The 16,944-nt window shown below is 56.6% G+C and carries 16 protein-coding genes; 2 read left to right on the forward strand and 14 right to left on the reverse strand.

All coding sequences use genetic code 11. The features are described from left to right. The first annotated feature begins 24 nt into the window (after positions 1-24). Positions 25-1,080: a hypothetical protein gene (locus J3P88_RS16750; protein ID WP_434570370.1), complete on the forward strand. Its 1,056-nt coding sequence runs from the start codon at positions 25-27 to the stop codon at positions 1,078-1,080. Between the two features lie 381 nt (positions 1,081-1,461). On the opposite strand, the gene J3P88_RS16755 is transcribed toward J3P88_RS16750, so the two are convergent. The 10 genes from J3P88_RS16755 to pstS form a co-directional block, all read right to left on the reverse strand. After that, positions 1,462-2,328, reverse strand: coding sequence for a cyclase family protein (locus J3P88_RS16755; RefSeq protein ID WP_434576513.1), 867 nt, complete (start codon positions 2,326-2,328; stop codon positions 1,462-1,464). 156 nt (positions 2,329-2,484) lie between these two features. Continuing rightward, positions 2,485-3,927: a hypothetical protein gene (locus J3P88_RS16760; protein ID WP_434570372.1), complete on the reverse strand. Its 1,443-nt coding sequence runs from the start codon at positions 3,925-3,927 to the stop codon at positions 2,485-2,487. Between the two features lie 71 nt (positions 3,928-3,998). Continuing rightward, positions 3,999-5,147: an iron-containing alcohol dehydrogenase gene (locus J3P88_RS16765; protein ID WP_434570374.1), complete on the reverse strand. Its 1,149-nt coding sequence runs from the start codon at positions 5,145-5,147 to the stop codon at positions 3,999-4,001. Positions 5,148-5,329: 182 nt separating this feature from the next. Beyond that, the gene (locus tag J3P88_RS16770) at positions 5,330-6,703 is read right to left on the reverse strand and encodes a sigma-54 interaction domain-containing protein (RefSeq protein ID WP_434570376.1); all 1,374 of its coding nucleotides are present in this window, start codon (positions 6,701-6,703) and stop codon (positions 5,330-5,332) included. Between the two features lie 557 nt (positions 6,704-7,260). Further along, entirely contained in the window at positions 7,261-7,887 is a 627-nt protein-coding gene (locus tag J3P88_RS16775) for a hypothetical protein (protein WP_434570378.1), read from the reverse strand. Beyond that, complete coding sequence (locus J3P88_RS16780; protein ID WP_434570380.1) at positions 7,887-8,585, reverse strand: hypothetical protein; 699 nt, start codon at positions 8,583-8,585, stop codon at positions 7,887-7,889. The genes J3P88_RS16775 and J3P88_RS16780 overlap by 1 nt, the downstream gene beginning before the upstream one ends. A gap of 93 nt (positions 8,586-8,678) precedes the next feature. Next, positions 8,679-9,440 (reverse strand): phosphate ABC transporter ATP-binding protein PstB, encoded by a 762-nt coding sequence (gene pstB, locus J3P88_RS16785; RefSeq protein ID WP_025214260.1) that lies wholly within the window; start codon positions 9,438-9,440, stop codon positions 8,679-8,681. Between the two features lie 75 nt (positions 9,441-9,515). Then, a complete protein-coding gene (gene pstA, locus J3P88_RS16790; RefSeq protein ID WP_186705613.1) occupies positions 9,516-10,427 on the reverse strand; it encodes a phosphate ABC transporter permease PstA in 912 nt (303 codons plus the stop codon). Further along, a complete protein-coding gene (gene pstC / locus J3P88_RS16795) occupies positions 10,427-11,392 on the reverse strand; it encodes a phosphate ABC transporter permease subunit PstC (RefSeq protein ID WP_186705614.1) in 966 nt (321 codons plus the stop codon). Before pstC ends, pstA begins: the two co-directional genes overlap by 1 nt. A 72-nt stretch (positions 11,393-11,464) precedes the next feature. Further along, positions 11,465-12,496: a phosphate ABC transporter substrate-binding protein PstS gene (gene pstS / locus J3P88_RS16800; RefSeq protein WP_434570382.1), complete on the reverse strand. Its 1,032-nt coding sequence runs from the start codon at positions 12,494-12,496 to the stop codon at positions 11,465-11,467. A 204-nt stretch (positions 12,497-12,700) separates the two neighbouring features. Here pstS and J3P88_RS16805 point away from each other — a divergent pair, with 204 nt between their 5' ends. Continuing rightward, a complete protein-coding gene (locus J3P88_RS16805; protein WP_434570384.1) occupies positions 12,701-13,576 on the forward strand; it encodes a LysR family transcriptional regulator in 876 nt (291 codons plus the stop codon). Between the two features lie 2 nt (positions 13,577-13,578). Here the strand turns inward: J3P88_RS16805 and J3P88_RS16810 are convergent, their stop codons facing one another. The 4 genes from J3P88_RS16810 to gabT all read right to left on the reverse strand — a co-directional run bounded on the left by J3P88_RS16810 (position 13,579) and on the right by gabT (position 16,766). Beyond that, the gene (locus J3P88_RS16810; RefSeq protein ID WP_434570386.1) at positions 13,579-14,004 is read right to left on the reverse strand and encodes a VOC family protein; all 426 of its coding nucleotides are present in this window, start codon (positions 14,002-14,004) and stop codon (positions 13,579-13,581) included. 188 nt (positions 14,005-14,192) lie between these two features. Beyond that, on the reverse strand, positions 14,193-14,681 hold the full coding sequence (locus tag J3P88_RS16815) for an Lrp/AsnC family transcriptional regulator (protein WP_008146530.1): 489 nt from the start codon (positions 14,679-14,681) through the stop codon (positions 14,193-14,195). A 46-nt stretch (positions 14,682-14,727) separates the two neighbouring features. Further along, entirely contained in the window at positions 14,728-15,384 is a 657-nt protein-coding gene (locus J3P88_RS16820; protein WP_434570388.1) for an HAD family hydrolase, read from the reverse strand. A gap of 89 nt (positions 15,385-15,473) precedes the next feature. Continuing rightward, positions 15,474-16,766, reverse strand: a complete 1,293-nt coding sequence (gene gabT / locus J3P88_RS16825) for a 4-aminobutyrate--2-oxoglutarate transaminase (RefSeq protein WP_434570390.1) — start codon at positions 16,764-16,766, stop codon at positions 15,474-15,476. Between the last annotated feature and the right edge of the window lie 178 nt (positions 16,767-16,944).

Raw genomic sequence — 16,944 nt, forward strand, 5'->3', positions numbered from 1 at the left:
GAAAAAAACACGGATATTTACTCCATGATTGAAAGTCAACTCATTGATAAAACTTGTATTTTCCCTGCGGGAGTCGATTTTCCAGCAACGATGCGAAATCTTTTGCACACTCCTAGTTGCTCAACATTAACCCCGATGCGGAAACTCAGCATTCTCTGTTGGTACGGATTTCTAGCACGTCAAATCGGCACCACCAAGGCAGGAAGCCTTGAACGGCATTTTGAACCTAGTGCGATATCCATCGGACCCGATGGATGCACTGAGCATAAAAAAAATAAATGGCGTCATTATCGCGATGGACTTCATAAACCCCAGACAAAGTTGGTGCGTGATGTTGATAGCCGAGCGCAAGGGTCCGCGCGTATATTGGAACATCCCCTATGGAGAATTTGTGACCCCAATAATAAAACTGCGGCCGAAGACCCCGAATTCATCAGGCAGTTGAACCCAAAGATTCAGCAAATAATCTGCCCTAATGAGGCGCCCAGTCAGTATTTTCGATCTAACCTGGACCTATCCCGTAAACACCGGCGAGCTCTTTGCAAAACCCCAAGTTTGGACTCTCTGGCGGCAGTTACTTGGATCATCAGATCGTCCCTAGGACTGACAACTACGGAGCCTTCTCAGACGTTCTATGCCGCCCATGATATCTTGATGACACTCTCGGCAGAACTGTACGAGCTAGGAATCGCGTCACCGCTGCTAGATCATTATATAAAGTGGATCCTACCCTTGGCCCTGCCGAAGGGTCTTATGGTTGACTTTGCACCCTCAGACTACATACTGATATCACTCTTTACCACAGCTTTTATAAAAGCAGAAATTCACTCCAGGGATATAGTGCCGTCGAAGGTAAAAGTTTTTAAAGAAATATTTTTGGCGCAGGATCTGAAAAAAGATTTTAATCTATTTTTTGCTCTTTCTGCTCGTTTCGCGCGGATCGGTATTATCGAGGAAAACGGTAGCACTTATGACTACAATACTCACAACAAAATTAGGCATAAAGCCCTAACTAAGTTTATGGACCCATCATTGGTTGGCTATCTCACCAGTGGGTCGTCCAGAATCCCAGCAACCTGAATACCGTCGATGATTCGTTGTGCCATTTAAGGGCACCCTGCGGGCCGGGATAACTCTATGTTGGACCTCGATATGAATCAGTGCAAGCGAGCATCTGCTGCGGTAAGCGCCAGCAAATTGAGTACTGGCTTGCTGCCGATTGAGTGGCCAATAATTCTCTATTGACCTGAAGCTCGCCCGGTTGACCGTCTATGCTACCAATCCGCCTCGTACTGCCAAACTCTCTCCTTCCCTACACATGAATTCAACATTTTACAGTCATCCCAAATGCCTTCATATCAAGGCAACCCCAAAAAAACAGGCTAAATAAGACCACTTCAGATAATTTCTTCCACCGAACTTGCCATTTGATAATTGCTTCCAAAAGCATGTCAGAAAATCTTAGTTGAATGCTAATACTCTAAGACACGTTTTCGACTTACCTATCTGATCTGACGAAGCTTTTATGATTGCCGCGACATACATATGATTTCTTCCGAGTACTACTGGGTCTATCGTTACTTCATTGGCGATGGTGTCAGTGACAAGATTTGGAATTTCCTTATCATGGAACCATTGAACAAGTTCCTGCGAATACGTAAGGCCTGGCTCGCAGAAACCGTCATAAAACCCCTCGCCCTGTTCATAGAACGCTTGAAGAAAGTTAGTCCTGATAATCAGGATATCGTGAGGCTCGATCGTATGGCCCTGAGCCTCTGCGCACGCCTCAAGCTCTATATGAGTGAATGTCTCGCCTTTATCCAGCATGCGCTTGCCGCGATGCCGAGCCATATCCAGTAACACTCCGCGCCCTACTACTCCTTTTTCGCCGATCGGTGCAACACTGGCCTTGTCGAGGCCGCCCACAGTTGTTCGCGCGTCGTACCCGTTCCATATTTTTCCACCGTACCAGAGGTGGCCAAGCGCATCATATTGCGTGGATCCTTGCAGGAACGCGTCGATCTTGTCATCGGCGTAGTGCAAGCCGCCCGGATAACAAGGGCCATGATCAGTGTCCCAACTTGACTCATCGAGCACCATGGTGCGTTCTGCTGGAGTACGGCCTGGCCAAACTGGATCGCCAGCAGGATTGCCAATCATACGTTGTAAAGTAAATATGCTTCCGGTCTTAATGTGGGCAACCCCGCGCATGACTTCTTGCGCCGTCAGGTAATTCAGAGCGCCCACTTCGTCCTCCGCTCCCCATCTGCCCCAATTAGAAGGAGCGTCCTTCAATAAGTCTTCCATTGTAGGAATTGGAGTCGTCATCTTTTGTCCTTTTAGTTGCAGTGGTGATAAAAAACGCACAATAAAGCGCCTTTTGTCCATACCCGTCAGGGCATATGAAATATCGAATAAAGTGCTCGCTTAATCGCAAAGTGTCTTGAGCGGATATTCATGCGACTGAGCGACTAGGCCTGCCTATCACTCAGCCATAGCGCCTTCTACTCCCCGCTTTAGGGCCGTGGTCGACTCACCACCTTTAGCAGGCTTGGCAGGCGCAACCTTCAAATCCTTGGCAAACGTCCCATCCACCTCGCCCTTGAAGAAATTCTTACCGTAGATCAGCAAGCACAACACAACGCCAATCCCGAAGGCCCAGCTCGCGCCTTTGATGGCCAGTACCGCGCCAATCACCCCCGCGATACCCAAGTCGCGCTGGCTACGCGCCTCAAGGATGCCCAAACGCACACTGACATAACCCTGGATCAGCAAGGTCAACGACAGCGCAACACCGAGAATCGGCTGCACCAGGGTCACGACCGGCAACAACAGCAGACCGCTGTTGGTCCCCCAACGGAACGACCCGACACCGCCGATGATCGATTTCATCGCCTTCGGCCCACCTTTGAAACGTTCGATCACCACCACCAGCATCGCCGCCCATTTCGGGCCGCACATGGCGACATCTGGGCCAAAGATGCTCATGAACGCATTACGCGCGCCGAAAATCAGGTGAGCACGGTCGGCGTTGTAATCGACGACTTCATCCGTGCGGACGGTTCCTGCCTCATCGAGGAGCGATTTCGCACTGAGCACGTCGCCGAAGACGATGATGTACGCCGCTAGCATTGTGGGCAGCGCGGAGATGAACATGGACAGTGGCGGCATGCCCAGGCCGAAAACGGTGTAGTCGTTCCAAAGGCCGGCAAAATCCGGCTTGCTGATCCCCCACTGAATCGTTGGCCAAGACGCCTCACCAAACAAGGGTGCAATCACCACGGCCAGCAGAACGATCGGCAAGATGCCGAGCTTGGCGAAGTTCCACCAGAAACGGTTGCGCTGCTTGAGCTCGTTGAAATGCTGGGAAAAGATCAAATAGAAGGCAATGCCGACTGCAATGGAAATGGTCCAGGGCAGCACATTGAATTTACCGCCCACCTGGAACACCGCGATCACCGCACTCAAGCCGGCACCGACGATAATCCCGGACTTGATCGCCGAGGGCACATACTCCACCACCTTCTTCGCCATTCCGGTCGCCCCCAGGGCAATTGAAAAAAACCCTAGCATCAACTGGAAGGCAATCAAGGCGTGGACACGCTCCGGGCCCATTGGGAATTGAGCGCAGTAAGCCATCAACAGAGGCACCGCCGGGGTAATCCAGCCAGGTACGGTAGGGTCACCGAGTAAATGGTGCGCCAGGTACAGCAAGCCATTGAGCATCACGACGGCAAGTGCGACCTCGAATGGCATGCCGAGCAGTTCGGTCATCAGAGGAATTGCGGCCAGATCCACGGCGCACATCAGCAAGCCCTGGAGGTAATCCGGGAGCTCGATCTTGTAGTGAATAAACGGCAACCGGACCTTGAAAGGACCCAGCGGGATGTACGGGCTTTCGCTCCGCTGCGCAGGAGTGTCAGACATTGAGTTCACCTGTTTTATTGGTTTTGTACGGGCGCACGCTCCGGTACTACCGGAGTCGTGAGTGACGCAGATCAATAGGCAGCGCGATAGATCTTCTCGATATCGGCGGCAGTCAGCTTGCGCGGGTTGTTGCGCATCAGCCGGTCGATCTTGCTGGCTTCCTCGGCCATTGCGGGGATGGCATCCTCCGGCACGTTGAAACTGCGCAGCCCGGATGGGATATCCACGGCGGCGCATAGATCGACAATGGCGCTGACAGCATGGTCCGCGGCATCCTTGTCGCTCAGGTTTGCAACGCGCAGGCCCATGGCTTCGGCAATATCACGAAAGCGTTCGACGCAGGCCGTCTTGTTCCACGCCATCACGTACGGCAGCAGCAAGGCGTTGCTGACGCCGTGGGCGATGTTGAAACGCCCGCCCAATGGGTATGCCAACGCGTGCACCGCCCCTACTCCGGCGTTACCAAATGCCATGCCGGCCATCAAGCTGCCGGTGGCCATGTCCTCCCGCGCTTGCAGGTTGGATGGGTTGGCGTAGGCCTTCGGCAGCGCCTTGGCGATCAGCTTGATAGCGCCCAGCGCGATGGCATCGGTGATCGGCGAAGCGTTTACCGAAATATAAGACTCGACCGCATGCACCAGCGCATCGACACCACTGGCCGCCGTCACACTGCGTGGGCAGGTCAATGTCATGGTCGGACAAACCAACGCCAGATCAGGTAGTAGGTAGTCGCTGACAATGCCTTTCTTCAACTGCGCTTGCTTGTCAGAAAAAATCGCTACGTTGGTAACCTCCGAACCCGTGCCAGCGGTGGTAGGAATCGCAATCAACGCAGGGCCTCTACGCTTAACCAGATCAACACCGAACAGTTCACTCAGCGGACCGTCATGCTCGGCATACGCCGCGACACCCTTGGCGATATCGATGGCACTGCCGCCACCCACGGCAATCAAGCCGTCATGGTTGCCCTTGCGATAGGCGCGGGTGCAGTCCTCTACGATGGCGATCTCCGGCTCTGGTTTGACCTCATCGAAAATGCCGAAGTGGCGGCCGCCCAGTTGCGCCAGCGCCAAATCAACGGTGCCGGACTTCAGCAGAATGGCGTCGGTGACAATCAGCGGGTTCTGGACATCGAGGCGAGTCAGTTCAGCCGACAGCTGCTCGATAGCACCTTGTCCAGTGATCAATTTGTTCGCGATTTTAAAAGCAGAGATGTTCATCAGGCTCGTCCAGTTGATGTTGTTTTATTGGAAGACGTGCCATACGAGTTAGCGAAAGACGTGCCAATGCCCGCAAAGGCCCGTGGCGTGGGCCTTCGCGCAATTCTCAGGGTAATAGGAGAGGATTTAGCGGTCAGTCCTGATTAGTTTTCTGATCGATTCAATCGAGGCTGATCAGAATCCTAATCAGAATGTTCCCAGCGCTTCATTTTCTGCACCACGGTTGCCTGACTCACGCCTAATGCCTTGGCTGCAAGGCGCGTGGTCTTGTGCGTGCGCAGCGCCGCACGAATCGCATTGCGCTCGGCATTTTCCAATACCTTGCGCAGGGGCAAGCCGGTGTCATTGCTATTGCACGGATTGAGGTCGAGGATCTCCTCGGGCATGTCGAGCGCCTCGATAGTCCCGGTCTGATTGGTCACCACCAGCCGTTCGACGATGTTGATCAACTCGCGGATATTGCCGGGCCAAGCGTACTCGCACATCAGATCGAGGGCTTCGAGACTCCATTGAACCTGACGTTCGTAGCGGACATTGAAGCTATCAAGGTAGTAATGCAAGAGCGGCGGGATTTCCTCTCTCCGCTCGCGCAATGCCGGAATGTGGATCGGCACCACATTGAGCCGGTAATACAAGTCGGCCCGAAAACGACCTTCTGCCACCCGCTGCTTGAGGTGATGGTGGCTGGCGCTAATGATGCGTACATCGACCTCCTTCAGCTCCAGGCCACCGACGGGAATGAAGCGGTTCTCTTCGATAACCTTGAGTAACTTGACCTGCACCGGCAGTGGCAAATCACCAATTTCATCGAGAAACAATGTTCCGTGGTGCGCCAGCTCCAGCAGGCCTCGCTTGCCTTTAGGACCCGCACCCGTGAACGCTCCAGGCGCATAGCCAAACAGCTCGGCTTCGATCAGATTCTCAGGCAGCGCACCGCAGTTGAGTGCGAGAAATGGCTCACTGGCGCGCGGACTGGCGTTGTGGATGAACTGCGCTACGAGGGTTTTTCCGACGCCGGTTTCGCCCTGAAGCAAAACCTTTACCGAACTGTTGGCTACCTGCCGGGCCAGCGAGAAGATGCGTCCGGAAACCTCCTGATCAGCCATAAGCGGAGAATTCAGGAGATTGTCTCGTCGGCCAGCATGAAGTTTGGCGGTGCTGTTGCGCAGTTGCTTGAGCTGTTGCAACTCATCGCGCTCGTGTTTCATGCGCAGCAGTTCAGTCATGTCACGCACGGTACTGACAACATATGAAACCCGGTTTTCAGCGTCGAGAATCGCCGTGGCGCTGACCAGCAGCTTCTTGCCCTGACTCAGGCTTTGCATCACCGACACCGGCCGACCTTCACGCAACACCCGCAGCGTGGCCGACTGTGAGATGACACCCTCCTTCACCAGTTCCTGCATGGAACGGCCTATGAGATCGGCACCACTGAGTCCAGTCAGACGTTCATAGGCTTGATTGACTTTCAGCGTCCTGCCGTCGCCATCGGTAATGTAGACGCCGTCATGCAACGCGTTGAGCAACTCTTCGAAACTGGCGTCGTTGACGTTCACAGGAGGCGGTCCTTCGAGGGTTCGGAGCGGTTGAGTTTAAACGTTGCGCTGGGAGATGGAGAGTGACGTTTGTTTGCTTCGCAGTAAAATCACGCTCCCTTGATCACAAGATTGAGCAAGGCGCACCTCGACATCGAGGAACGGGCCGTACGAAGCACCTGCCCTCCTCCCTGGGTGCCGTCGATCAGAATCAGGTCCTGGTCCATCACGTCACCTCTTCATGCATACGACTTGGCGCAAGGTATGAACCACTTCGACCAGGTCGCGTTGGGAGCCGAACATCGATTTTGAACTGCAGCGCTATGCCCGGGATCACGGAGAGCAGGTCTTGAGATCGATCTGTTCGATCGCCTTCAACTGGAGTCGGTCTTGAAGGTGTGCAGCACAGCGACAAGTCAGGCGGACGCCGGTCGCAAGCTCTTTTCACAGAGCCGATCAGCCAAGGCATCGCCTAATGATTCCGATCGTATCCGTAAGTTTCTGGGTCGATTCAACATCCCATGGAGCCAAGTCAGCAAGCTTGTATAGACGGCACGCGGTACGGAATCACTCACTGGCTAAATAGTCGGCACCCGGCGCAACGAAGCTCGCTGCACAGGCCTCTGCTGCCAAGCCAGCTGCGCTTGGACAACGGCGACCGCATCCAGCACTTTATGCGTCCAACCCTCATCCTCCGGATGCACCACGACTACCCGAAAGCCATGGTCATCACCTTCAATCTGCACCCCTTCGGAATCATCGACGTGCAAGTCGATATCGAACGCTGGCGGATATTTCGAGGGCGTATTCGACAGCCCATGGACCGCCAGCGCGCGGTTGTGCAGCACGCTGTTGACCACGCCGTCGACGCGGATGCCGTACAGCAACAACCAACGCCGGATGTAGGACGGCGTGCGACCGGACGACGTATAGACCCAGATGCTGCAATCCTGGCGGCGCAGCTCTCGGATCAAGGAACGTGTGCCCCTGCGCAACGGTTCACCCAACCAACGATGGACACTGGCCGGCAGCCTGCTGTGTTCAACTTCGCAGTGGTGGAGTTGGCAGGCGAGCGTGTCATCGATATCAAACGAAATGCGGATGCGTTGGCGCCTGGACATTTGCAGCGGGACAGCACTGCGGATGGCCTGCCCTACCCGGCTACCGACGGTTTTGCATTTGGCGAGCGCCATATACCTGCCCATCAATGGCCACCTAGAGAGAAGGACGACGGCTTGCCCTTGAGAAAGAACTTCATCGGGTCAGGCGCCTGCTCTTCCAGGAAAGCTGCGTATTTTTTCTTGATCTTGGGCAATTCGTACAACGCCTTGACTCCATGTTTGGCAGAGTTGCGTATGACTGATGAGGGGTTGAAGTAGCCCTCGGCGTTTTCCAGCGTCAACACGAAAGGCGGCAACCCCGCGCGCATGAGCAGGTAGCTGACGATGAGCGACCCGCTGCGGTTGTTGCCTTCAATGAACAACTGCGGCTTGCTGAGAATGCGCACATAGACGCCAGCCGCACGCTTCCAGACGGATTCGCTGCGGTACGCACAATACCAGTTGTACAAGTCCTTGATGCCTCCCTCAACGTTGTTGAAGAAATGCGCCTCGGTCGCGGCCAGGTGCTGGGCGTACTCCAAGCGGCGCGCCGGGTCTCGGCCACAGAGCACCGTGGCGTTGATCTCGAGCATCAGGTTCAGTTGCTGGAGGTCGAACAGATCAACGCCGCGGGCAACATAGTCGTCAACCAGCGCATAACCTTCAAGCACATTGTGCAGCACCTCGTCGGTCAAGGGATCGCGCGGCTCCGTGAAGTGCTGGCTCAGCGCGGCGAAGCGCTCTTGCACTTCCCGCAGTGCACGTTCAATCGCAGGCAAATCAAGGCGGTGCGTAGCAGGCATTGGTGCTCCTTGGAAACGCTTGGTAAATGTCTACCGGATGCCCGCCAAATCCATTTGGCTTCTGCAGGTATACGGCCTTGACCGGAAGTGGACTCAGCTGAACTTGCCGCTGATGTAGTCGCCGGTCATCTGTTCACGAGGGTTGTCGAAAATCTGCGTCGTCGGGCCCATTTCGACCAGGTAGCCGGTGCGCGTGCCCTGGGAAATATCCACCGAGAAGAACGCCGTGGTATCAGCGACGCGGATGGCTTGCTGCATGTTGTGGGTGACCAGCGCGATGGTGTAGTCCTTCTTCAACTCGACCATCAACTCTTCGACCCGCCGGGTAGCGATCGGGTCGAGCGCCGAACACGGCTCATCCAGCAGCAGGACTTCCGGCTCGGTGGCGATGGCGCGGGCAATGCACAGTCGTTGTTGCTGGCCGCCGGACAGCGACAGGCCGCTGACCTTGAGCTTGTCCTTGACCTCATCCCACAGCGCGGCGCCTTGCAGGGCATGTTTGACCCGATCGCCGATATCGCCCTTGTAGCGATTGAGGCGCAGGCCAAACGCGACGTTGTCGAAGATGCTCATCGAAAATGGGTTGGGCTGTTGAAACACCATGCCGATGTAGCGGCGCACGACCACCGGATCGACGCCCTTGCCATAGACGTCCTGGCCAAGGAAGTGCACGTGGCCCTCGAAACGGAAACCTTTCACCAGATCGTTCATTCGGTTGAGGCTGCGCAGCACGGTGCTCTTGCCACAGCCGGAAGGCCCAATGAAGCCGGTGATCTTGTTTTTTTCGATCGGCACATGGCTGTCACGTACCGCCATGAAGTTACCGTAGAAAATCTTGTCCAGTTTGCAGTCCATGACGACAGGGGCCTGGGTGACAAACGGAGCGGCTATTTGCGCAGTGGATACGTTCACGATCAGATGCTCCCGTTCTTAATACTTGGGCTTGCCGAAAATACGGCTGATGATGTTCACGACCAACACGATCATCACCAGCACCAGGGAGGCCGCCCATGCGAGCTCAAGCTGGTTGTCAAACGGCATGCCGGAGAAGTTGTAGATCAGTACTGCCAGCGATGCCGTCGGGTTCATGACCTCGAGGCTGCCCTGGTGGTAGATCCAGTAGTTGCTGAACAGCGCGGTAAACAACAACGGCGCTGTCTCGCCCGCGGCACGGGCCACGGCCAGCATGACGCCGGTCAGGATCGCTGGCATGCCGGTGGGCAAGATGATTTTCCAGATGACCTGCGAGCGGGTGCAGCCCATGCCATAGGCGGCATCCTTCATGATCTTGGGCACCATCCGCATCGACTCTTCCGCCGTCAGCACGACGATAGGCAGCATCAGTACCGCCAGCGCGACGCCGCCCGCCGGTGCCGAATAAGTACCGGTGGTCATCACCACCAAGGCGTAGGCAAACACCCCGGCCAGGATCGACGGCAGCCCCGTGAGCATCTTGGCCGCAAAGCGCGCGGCATTCGCCAGCTTGCTGTCCGGCCCCAGTTCAGCCAGGAAAATCGCCGCCATGATGCCGACCGGCACCGCGATTGCCGCCGCGATGCCCACCATCACGAACGTACCGGCCAGCGCGTTGCCGAAGCCCCCGCCCATCTCGAAACCGGTCGGCGGCAGTTCGGTAAAGACTTCCAGGTTCAGGCGCGCGCCGCCGCGGGTGATCAGCATGTAGAGCACGGAAATCAACGGCACGCTGGCCAGCAGCGCCCCGCTCCAGACCAGTGTGGTCAAGATCAGGCTGCGCAGGGCACGGCCCTCGAACTTGCGCTGCAGGCTGGGCATCGCGCCTGCTGGAGCCGTCAAGTCTGTTGCAGCAGTGAGATCGGTCATCACTTATTACCCCGTTGGGCATACATCATGATCAAGGAGCCGAAGACGTTCACGATCAACGTGATGAACATCAGCACCAGCGCGGCATACATCAGGACTTCAATCTCGTTCGGTCCGGCCTCGGGGAAGTTCAACGCCAGCAAGGCCGCCAAGGTGTTGGCCGGGGCGAACAGCGAAAGGGAAATGTTGTTCGCGTTGCCGACCAGCATGGCCAGTGCCATGGTTTCACCCAGCGCACGCCCCAGGCCCAGCACCAGGGAGCCGAAGATGCCGGTGGCGGCGGACGGCACCATGACCTTGAGAATCGCTTCCCAATGGGTGGTGCCCATGCCGTAGGCAGCCTGCTTGGTTTTCATCGGTACGGCCGTGAGCGCATCCTGCGAAACAGCGGCAATGGTCGGCAGGATCATGATGGCAAGCACCAACGCCGCGGGAAGCAGCCCCGGCCCGCTCAAGGACGTGCCGAAGAACGGTATCCAGCCCAACTCACTGTTCAACCAGGTGGTCAGCGGCCGAATCGCCGGGATCACCACGTAGATCCCCCACAGGCCGTAGACGACGCTGGGGATGGCCGCGAGCAATTCGACGATGGTGCGAAAAATGGCGGCGAGCTTGGGGGGGAGGAAATCCTGGGTCAGGAAAATCGCCATGCTGACGCCGAAGAACCCGGCGATCAGCAACGCGATAAAGGCGCTGTAGAGCGTGCCCCAGATAGCCGGCAGGATGCCGTATTTACCCTGGTTAACGTCCCAGACAGTGCCGAGCAGCACATCAAACCCGTGCTTTTCCATGCCGGGAAGCGCCTTGCGTCCGACCTCGAACACGAGGGCAAACACCAGCGCCAGAACCAGGACCACCCCTATGCGAGCAATCGCACGAAAGGTGCGATCCACCAGGAAGTCCTTCGCGGACGGTGGCTGGCAGGCAGAATCTGGATTAACCGGTACGACAAAGGGAGTGTTCATTGGCTAATTCCGGAACAGGGGGAAAGCTCTCCCAGCCTGGCTGACATGCCACACCGGGAGAGGCCTCAGGCGTTACTGAATGTTGGCGGAAGCTTTGCGAACCTGATCGACAACCGATGCCGGCAACGGGATGTACCCCATCGAGTCGGCAATTTTCTGGCCTTCGGTCAGGCTGTATTCGACCATTTCACGCATGGCCTTCGCCTTGGCCGGATTGCCGTTGTCCTTGCGGAAAATCATCCAGGTGTAGGACGTGATCGGGTACGACTTGGCGCCGTCTGGATCAGGCAACCAGGACACCAGGCTTTCTGGCATCTTCACCGCCGCCAGGGCCTCGGCACCACTCTCGGCGTTTGGCACGACGTATTGGCCGGCCTTGTTCTGCAACTGGGCGAAGTCAACCTTGGCGAGCTTGGCGAAGCCGTATTCGATGTAGCCAATCGCGCCCGGGGTCTGGCGCACGGTAGCGGTCACACCATCGTTCTTCGGCGACTTGATGAACTTGTCACTGGCCGGCCAGTTGACGGTGTTGCCCTCCCCCAGCGCCTGTTTGAAGTCTGGGTTGATGGTCGCCAGGTGTTTGGTGAATACCGCGGTGGTGCCGCTGGAATCAGCACGCACGACAACCGTGATCGGCGTATCGGACAGTTTCAGGTCCGGGTTGGCCGCCACGATTTGCGGATCGTTCCAGCGAGTGATCTTGCCGAGGAAGATGTTGGAATACACATCCCGTGGCAACTTCAGGCCCTTGGGATTGCCCGGCAGGTTATAGGCCAGGACGATTTCCCCAGCGGTCATCGGCAGCAACTGCACGCCTTCGGCGACCTTGGCGATGTCTTCGTCTTTCATCGCCGAATCGCTGGCGGCGAAATCAACGGTTTTATTCAGAAAGTCCTGGACGCCCGCACCGCTGCCCTTGGACTGGTAATCCACGGTGACGCCGTCGGATTTCTTGCTGAAATCCTTGAACCAGGTCAGGTAGATCGGCGCTGGGAAGCTCGCGCCGGAACCCGTCAGACGGACGTTCTCTGCAGCGAAGGTCGCCGAAGTGGCACAAAGAGAAAGCGTAACGGCGAGCGCAGCAGACTTCATCAAACTTTTCATTGAAAGAAATTCCTTGTGATGACGGGCCGGAGAACTCTGCAACAGTTGTGTTACGTTTTTATGAAAATCGAATGGCAAAGGGAGCAAATGCTCCCTTTTGTGCAGCCGCACCGATGGGCGCAGCTGAAATGGCCCACCATCGGACGTATGGCTGCTACAAAAAAATAAATATGTCTCCCATCGAAACAACATTATTATTTTTGAATGATCAAAGAACTGAAAACACTTATAGCGGTGGCAAGAGAAGGCACCTTTGCTGCGGCGGGCAACAAGATTGGGCTTACCCAAGCCGCTGTCAGCGCGCAGATGCAACGGCTTGAAGCGGAGCTCGGAGTTGAATTGTTCGACCGTAAGGGACGCTCCGCCCAGCTGAACCGCATGGGGCATCAAGTTCTGTTGCAGGGCCAGGAATTGGTGCGCCAGTTCCAGAGCCTGGGGACAACATCGGTGGGCCTTCCGGCCGATGTGTTGATCACCCTGGGTGCGATTGCCTCCGTTCAACGCTCCTTCTTGCCGCAAGCGCTCGCGCAATTCCACCAACGCTCCCCGCAGTGCAGGACGCGAGTGGTCCCCGGTCTTTCGATGGAACTGGTGAACCAGGTCGATTCAGGTGAAATCGACATGGCCGCGATCATCCGCCCGCCTTTCTCACTGCAGAGTGATCTGCGCTGGACAACATTGGCCCGTGAACCGTACCGCTTGATCGTGCCTGCCGATATGCCGGGGGACGACTGGGCGGAGTTGTTATCAAGCCAGTCCTTCATTCGGTACGACCGTTCATCTTTCGGCGGGCGCCAAGTTGATCGCTTTTTGCGAGAAACCCATATTCCATTGCATGAAGTCTGCGAGCTCGATGAGCTGGATGCGATCATCAAGCTCGTGGCAAACGGAGTCGGCGTGGCCTTGGTGCCGGAAACCACACCCCACCATGAATGGCCTGCCGGGGTGCGCCCCATCGACCTGAATCAGCGCACCTTTCATCGCGATATTGGCCTGGTTCATCGTGCACGCCGTAGCCTCACCGAGCCGGTAAAGTTATTGATTCGGCTGATTACCGAGCAGGTTCTGAAAAAGCCGTAGATTTATTTTGCGAAGAGCTGACTCATGTCCTTGAAGGCTTTGAATTCAAGTGCATTACCACAGGGGTCGAACAAGAACATGGTGGCCTGTTCCCCCACCTGCCCTTTGAATCGAATGTAGGGTTCAATGACGAACTTGGTGTCGAAGGCTCTCAAGCGCTCGGCCAGCGCTTCCCATTGTGCCCATTCCAGAATGATCCCGAAATGAGGCACCGGTACGTCGTGACCGTCTACGGGGTTGCTATGGACGCTTTCTTGAGAAACGGTTTTAGGGTGCTCATGAATGACCAATTGATGGCCGTAGAAATCGAAGTCGACCCACTGGGTGCTGGAGCGCCCTTCGGAAAGACCAAACACTTCACCGTAGAATGTGCGTGCGGCGGCCAGGTCATACACAGGGATTGCGAGGTGGAAAGGAGAAAGACTCATCGGGACTCCGGGCTGCAATTTTTATTGATTTCCAAACGGACAACGGGTTCGCTGTCTGCCGGGCTTCTTAGGCCATATTCATGCTAAAGCCGCATACACCTAAAAAAAATCAATATAAATTTTCTACAAGCACAAATTTTTTTGTTGCTTGTGAGCAGTCCAAAAGCTCGGTTTGCCGCCAGGATGTATCAGTGACGCAACAACCTACGCAACGGCACCCCATCCTTTAGCACCGGGGACTTGATGACGATGTAGCTGAAGTACTTGGAAATGCCGATGTTCTTGTCCAGCAACCCTTCGATGACTTCCTGATAATGCTGGATGCTGCAGGTCATGAAACGCACGAGGTAGTCGTAGCCGCCGCTGATCAAATGGCACTCCAGTACCTCATCGACCAAGCGGATATTGGATTCGAACTTGGCGAAGTCCTCGCGCTTGTGGTCGCTCAGCGTGATTTCAGTGAAGACCGTGACCGAGTCAGTGATCTTGGCCAGGTTGAGATGAGCCCTGTAGCCGGAAATATAACCCGCCGACTCAAGCCGCTTGACGCGCTGCAGGCATGGGCTGGATGACAGCCCCACGGCATCGGCGAGACTGACGTTGGTCATTCGACCGTCCTTTTGAAGTTCAACAAGGATACTGATATCAATTCGGTCTAGTTTTATTAAACCTTCCATCGTGTACCCCTCGGTTGTCTTCAGGTTGACAGTGGTTTTAGCAAATTCAACGGCGCAAAGATAGCTGATGCTGAGCGACCAGGTCGGCCATGCTGGTGATGTAGAAATCGGCAGAATATTCTTGATTATCAGGCTCATGGCCACGGCGGATCAGGCACAGGCCCGCTGACTTTGGCGCTTGTGCAGGTGGCCTGGACACTTGCATGATGTTTTCTGGCTTGAGCGCGTTCGCCTGCAGCCATGCCTCATCTTCCAAAGGATTGTTCGCTCGGGAATGCAAGTCCTCGGGAGGAATTCCCAAACGCTCGCAAAGGGGCTCGCGATCCTCGGCATCGCGGTCGCAGTACACCAGCAACCGATAGAATTTGCGCAGGTACAACATCGCGCCGGGCGCGTCCTCGAACAGCGGCCAGTTGCCTGCAGAACGGGCAAAGCTCATGCCCTCCTCCCAACTGACCTTGAGCCCCAGGCGCTCTGCCAGTTGACGATGGGCAAAGCACAACAAACCACTGAAGCCGAGTTCGGAGAAACGCGGATAAAGCCCGCGCACCGCCGCGTCGAATTCCGCCAACACCGCGTCCCTGTCTGGCGTGCCCGGGTGGTTGTCGAGCAAGGGTTGCAGGGCCGTCCAGACACCGGAGTCCCTATCGACCAGGACTTCGTCGCAATCGATCAGCAGCGCGCGATATTCAGTCAGGTGCATGTGTCGCCTCCCATGATGCATTCATCAATCCATCTGCGCTAAATGCCCTCGGTCAGCACCTCGTTACAGGTGCCGACCGAGACCTGAGATTAATCCAACACGCGTAGCAAAGCTGCTTCAAGAATGTTCAGTGCTTCGTCGATCTGGCTTTCTTCGGTGACCAAGGGAGCCAAGAAGCGCAGGACATTGCGGTACACCCCGCATTTGATCACCAACAGCCCGCCTACCCTTGCCTGGTCGATCAGTTGCTGGGTGAGTTCGGCGTCGGGGCTGCGGGCCTCATCGTCCTTGATCAATTCGATGGCGAGCATGAAGCCGGTGCCGCGTACGTCGCCGATACGTGGGTGACGTGCCTGCAAGCGCAGCAGGCCCTGACGCAGCCGCTCGCCCAATGCCTTGCCGCGCTCGAGTAGCTGCTCCTGTTCGTAAGCTTCGATCACTGCCAACGCCGCCGCACACGCCAAGGCGTTACCGCCATAGGTACCACCGAGGCCACCGGGCAAGGGCGCGTCCATGATGTGCGCACGCCCCACTACGCCGGAGATGGGCAAACCACCTGCCAGGCTCTTGGCGACGGTGACCAGGTCCGGCTGAATCCCGGCGTGCTGGAAACCGAACCATTTGCCGGTACGGCCGAAGCCGGTCTGGATTTCATCAAGGATGAGCACGATGCCGTGTTGCTCGGTCAGGGCCCGCAGCGCCTGGAGAAACTCTGGCGGCGCGGACAGGAAGCCGCCGTCGCCCTGCACCGGCTCGATGATGATCGCTGCAACGCGATCCGGAGCGACTTGGGTCGCCAGCAATTCGTTGAGGGCCTGCAACGCCATTTCGCTGCTGAAACCGCGGTAGGCATTCGGGTACGGAGTATGGAAGACCTCAGGCGCGAGGGGACCGAAATTCTGCTTGTAGGGCTGGCTCATGCCCGTCAGCGTCGTACCCAGCAAGGTACGCCCATGGAAACCGCCACGGAAGGAAATGATGGCGGGACGATTGGTGTGGGCGCGGGCGATCTTCACCGCGTTCTCCACCGCCTCCGCGCCGGACGTGAACAGCGCCGCCTTGTAGGCTTGCTCGCCACCCACCAGCTCGCACAGGCGCTTGACCAGGTCGAGGTAGGGTTTGTAGGCCACGACCTGGAAGCAAGCATGGCTGACCTTCTGCAGTTGGGCCTGCACCGCCGCGACCACCTTCGGGTGATTGTGGCCAATGTTCAAGACGCCAATGCCGCCGACGAAGTCCAGATAGCGCGCCCCGTCCACGTCCCACAGCTCGGCACCCTGGGCCCGGTCGATGACCAGCGGATGCGCGGTGACCAGACCCCGTGGCACGAATTGATCGCGTTGACGGAGCAAGCTTGGGGTTTCTTCGACTTTACTGTTCATGGCATCTCCCACAGTGAACCAGGCAACCGGGAAACGGTTGCGATGTGTTCCACAGGTTAAGCGTTCGACGCAATTGTCTAAGCCGAACTTGGCCTCTGGGAAATTCGGATCGACTGTTTTCACCCTGGCAAACAGCAGATTCCTTCAGCCGCCTCCAGCCCCATGGAATCTGCCGGCA

Source organism: Pseudomonas sp. Z3-6 (genome assembly GCF_051131985.1).
Lineage (GTDB): Bacteria > Pseudomonadota > Gammaproteobacteria > Pseudomonadales > Pseudomonadaceae > Aquipseudomonas > Aquipseudomonas zanjanensis.

Bases quoted from the DNA above. Each gene is read 5' to 3' on its own strand.
- J3P88_RS16775 (WP_434570378.1), bottom strand. From the start codon at position 7,887: ATGGGCAGGTATATGGCGCTCGCCAAATGCAAAACCGTCGGTAGCCGG.
- J3P88_RS16820 (WP_434570388.1), bottom strand. From the start codon at position 15,384: ATGCACCTGACTGAATATCGCGCGCTGCTGATCGATTGCGACGAAGTC.
- pstA (WP_186705613.1), bottom strand. From the start codon at position 10,427: ATGACCGATCTCACTGCTGCAACAGACTTGACGGCTCCAGCAGGCGCG.
- pstS (WP_434570382.1), bottom strand. From the start codon at position 12,496: ATGAAAAGTTTGATGAAGTCTGCTGCGCTCGCCGTTACGCTTTCTCTT.
- gabT (WP_434570390.1), bottom strand. From the start codon at position 16,766: ATGAACAGTAAAGTCGAAGAAACCCCAAGCTTGCTCCGTCAACGCGAT.
- pstB (WP_025214260.1), bottom strand. From the start codon at position 9,440: ATGGACTGCAAACTGGACAAGATTTTCTACGGTAACTTCATGGCGGTA.
- pstC (WP_186705614.1), bottom strand. From the start codon at position 11,392: ATGAACACTCCCTTTGTCGTACCGGTTAATCCAGATTCTGCCTGCCAG.
- J3P88_RS16780 (WP_434570380.1), bottom strand. From the start codon at position 8,585: ATGCCTGCTACGCACCGCCTTGATTTGCCTGCGATTGAACGTGCACTG.
- J3P88_RS16765 (WP_434570374.1), bottom strand. From the start codon at position 5,147: ATGAACATCTCTGCTTTTAAAATCGCGAACAAATTGATCACTGGACAA.
- J3P88_RS16760 (WP_434570372.1), bottom strand. From the start codon at position 3,927: ATGTCTGACACTCCTGCGCAGCGGAGCGAAAGCCCGTACATCCCGCTG.
- J3P88_RS16805 (WP_434570384.1), top strand. From the start codon at position 12,701: ATGATCAAAGAACTGAAAACACTTATAGCGGTGGCAAGAGAAGGCACC.
- J3P88_RS16815 (WP_008146530.1), bottom strand. From the start codon at position 14,681: ATGGAAGGTTTAATAAAACTAGACCGAATTGATATCAGTATCCTTGTT.
- J3P88_RS16755 (WP_434576513.1), bottom strand. From the start codon at position 2,328: ATGACGACTCCAATTCCTACAATGGAAGACTTATTGAAGGACGCTCCT.
- J3P88_RS16810 (WP_434570386.1), bottom strand. From the start codon at position 14,004: ATGAGTCTTTCTCCTTTCCACCTCGCAATCCCTGTGTATGACCTGGCC.
- J3P88_RS16750 (WP_434570370.1), top strand. From the start codon at position 25: ATGATTGAAAGTCAACTCATTGATAAAACTTGTATTTTCCCTGCGGGA.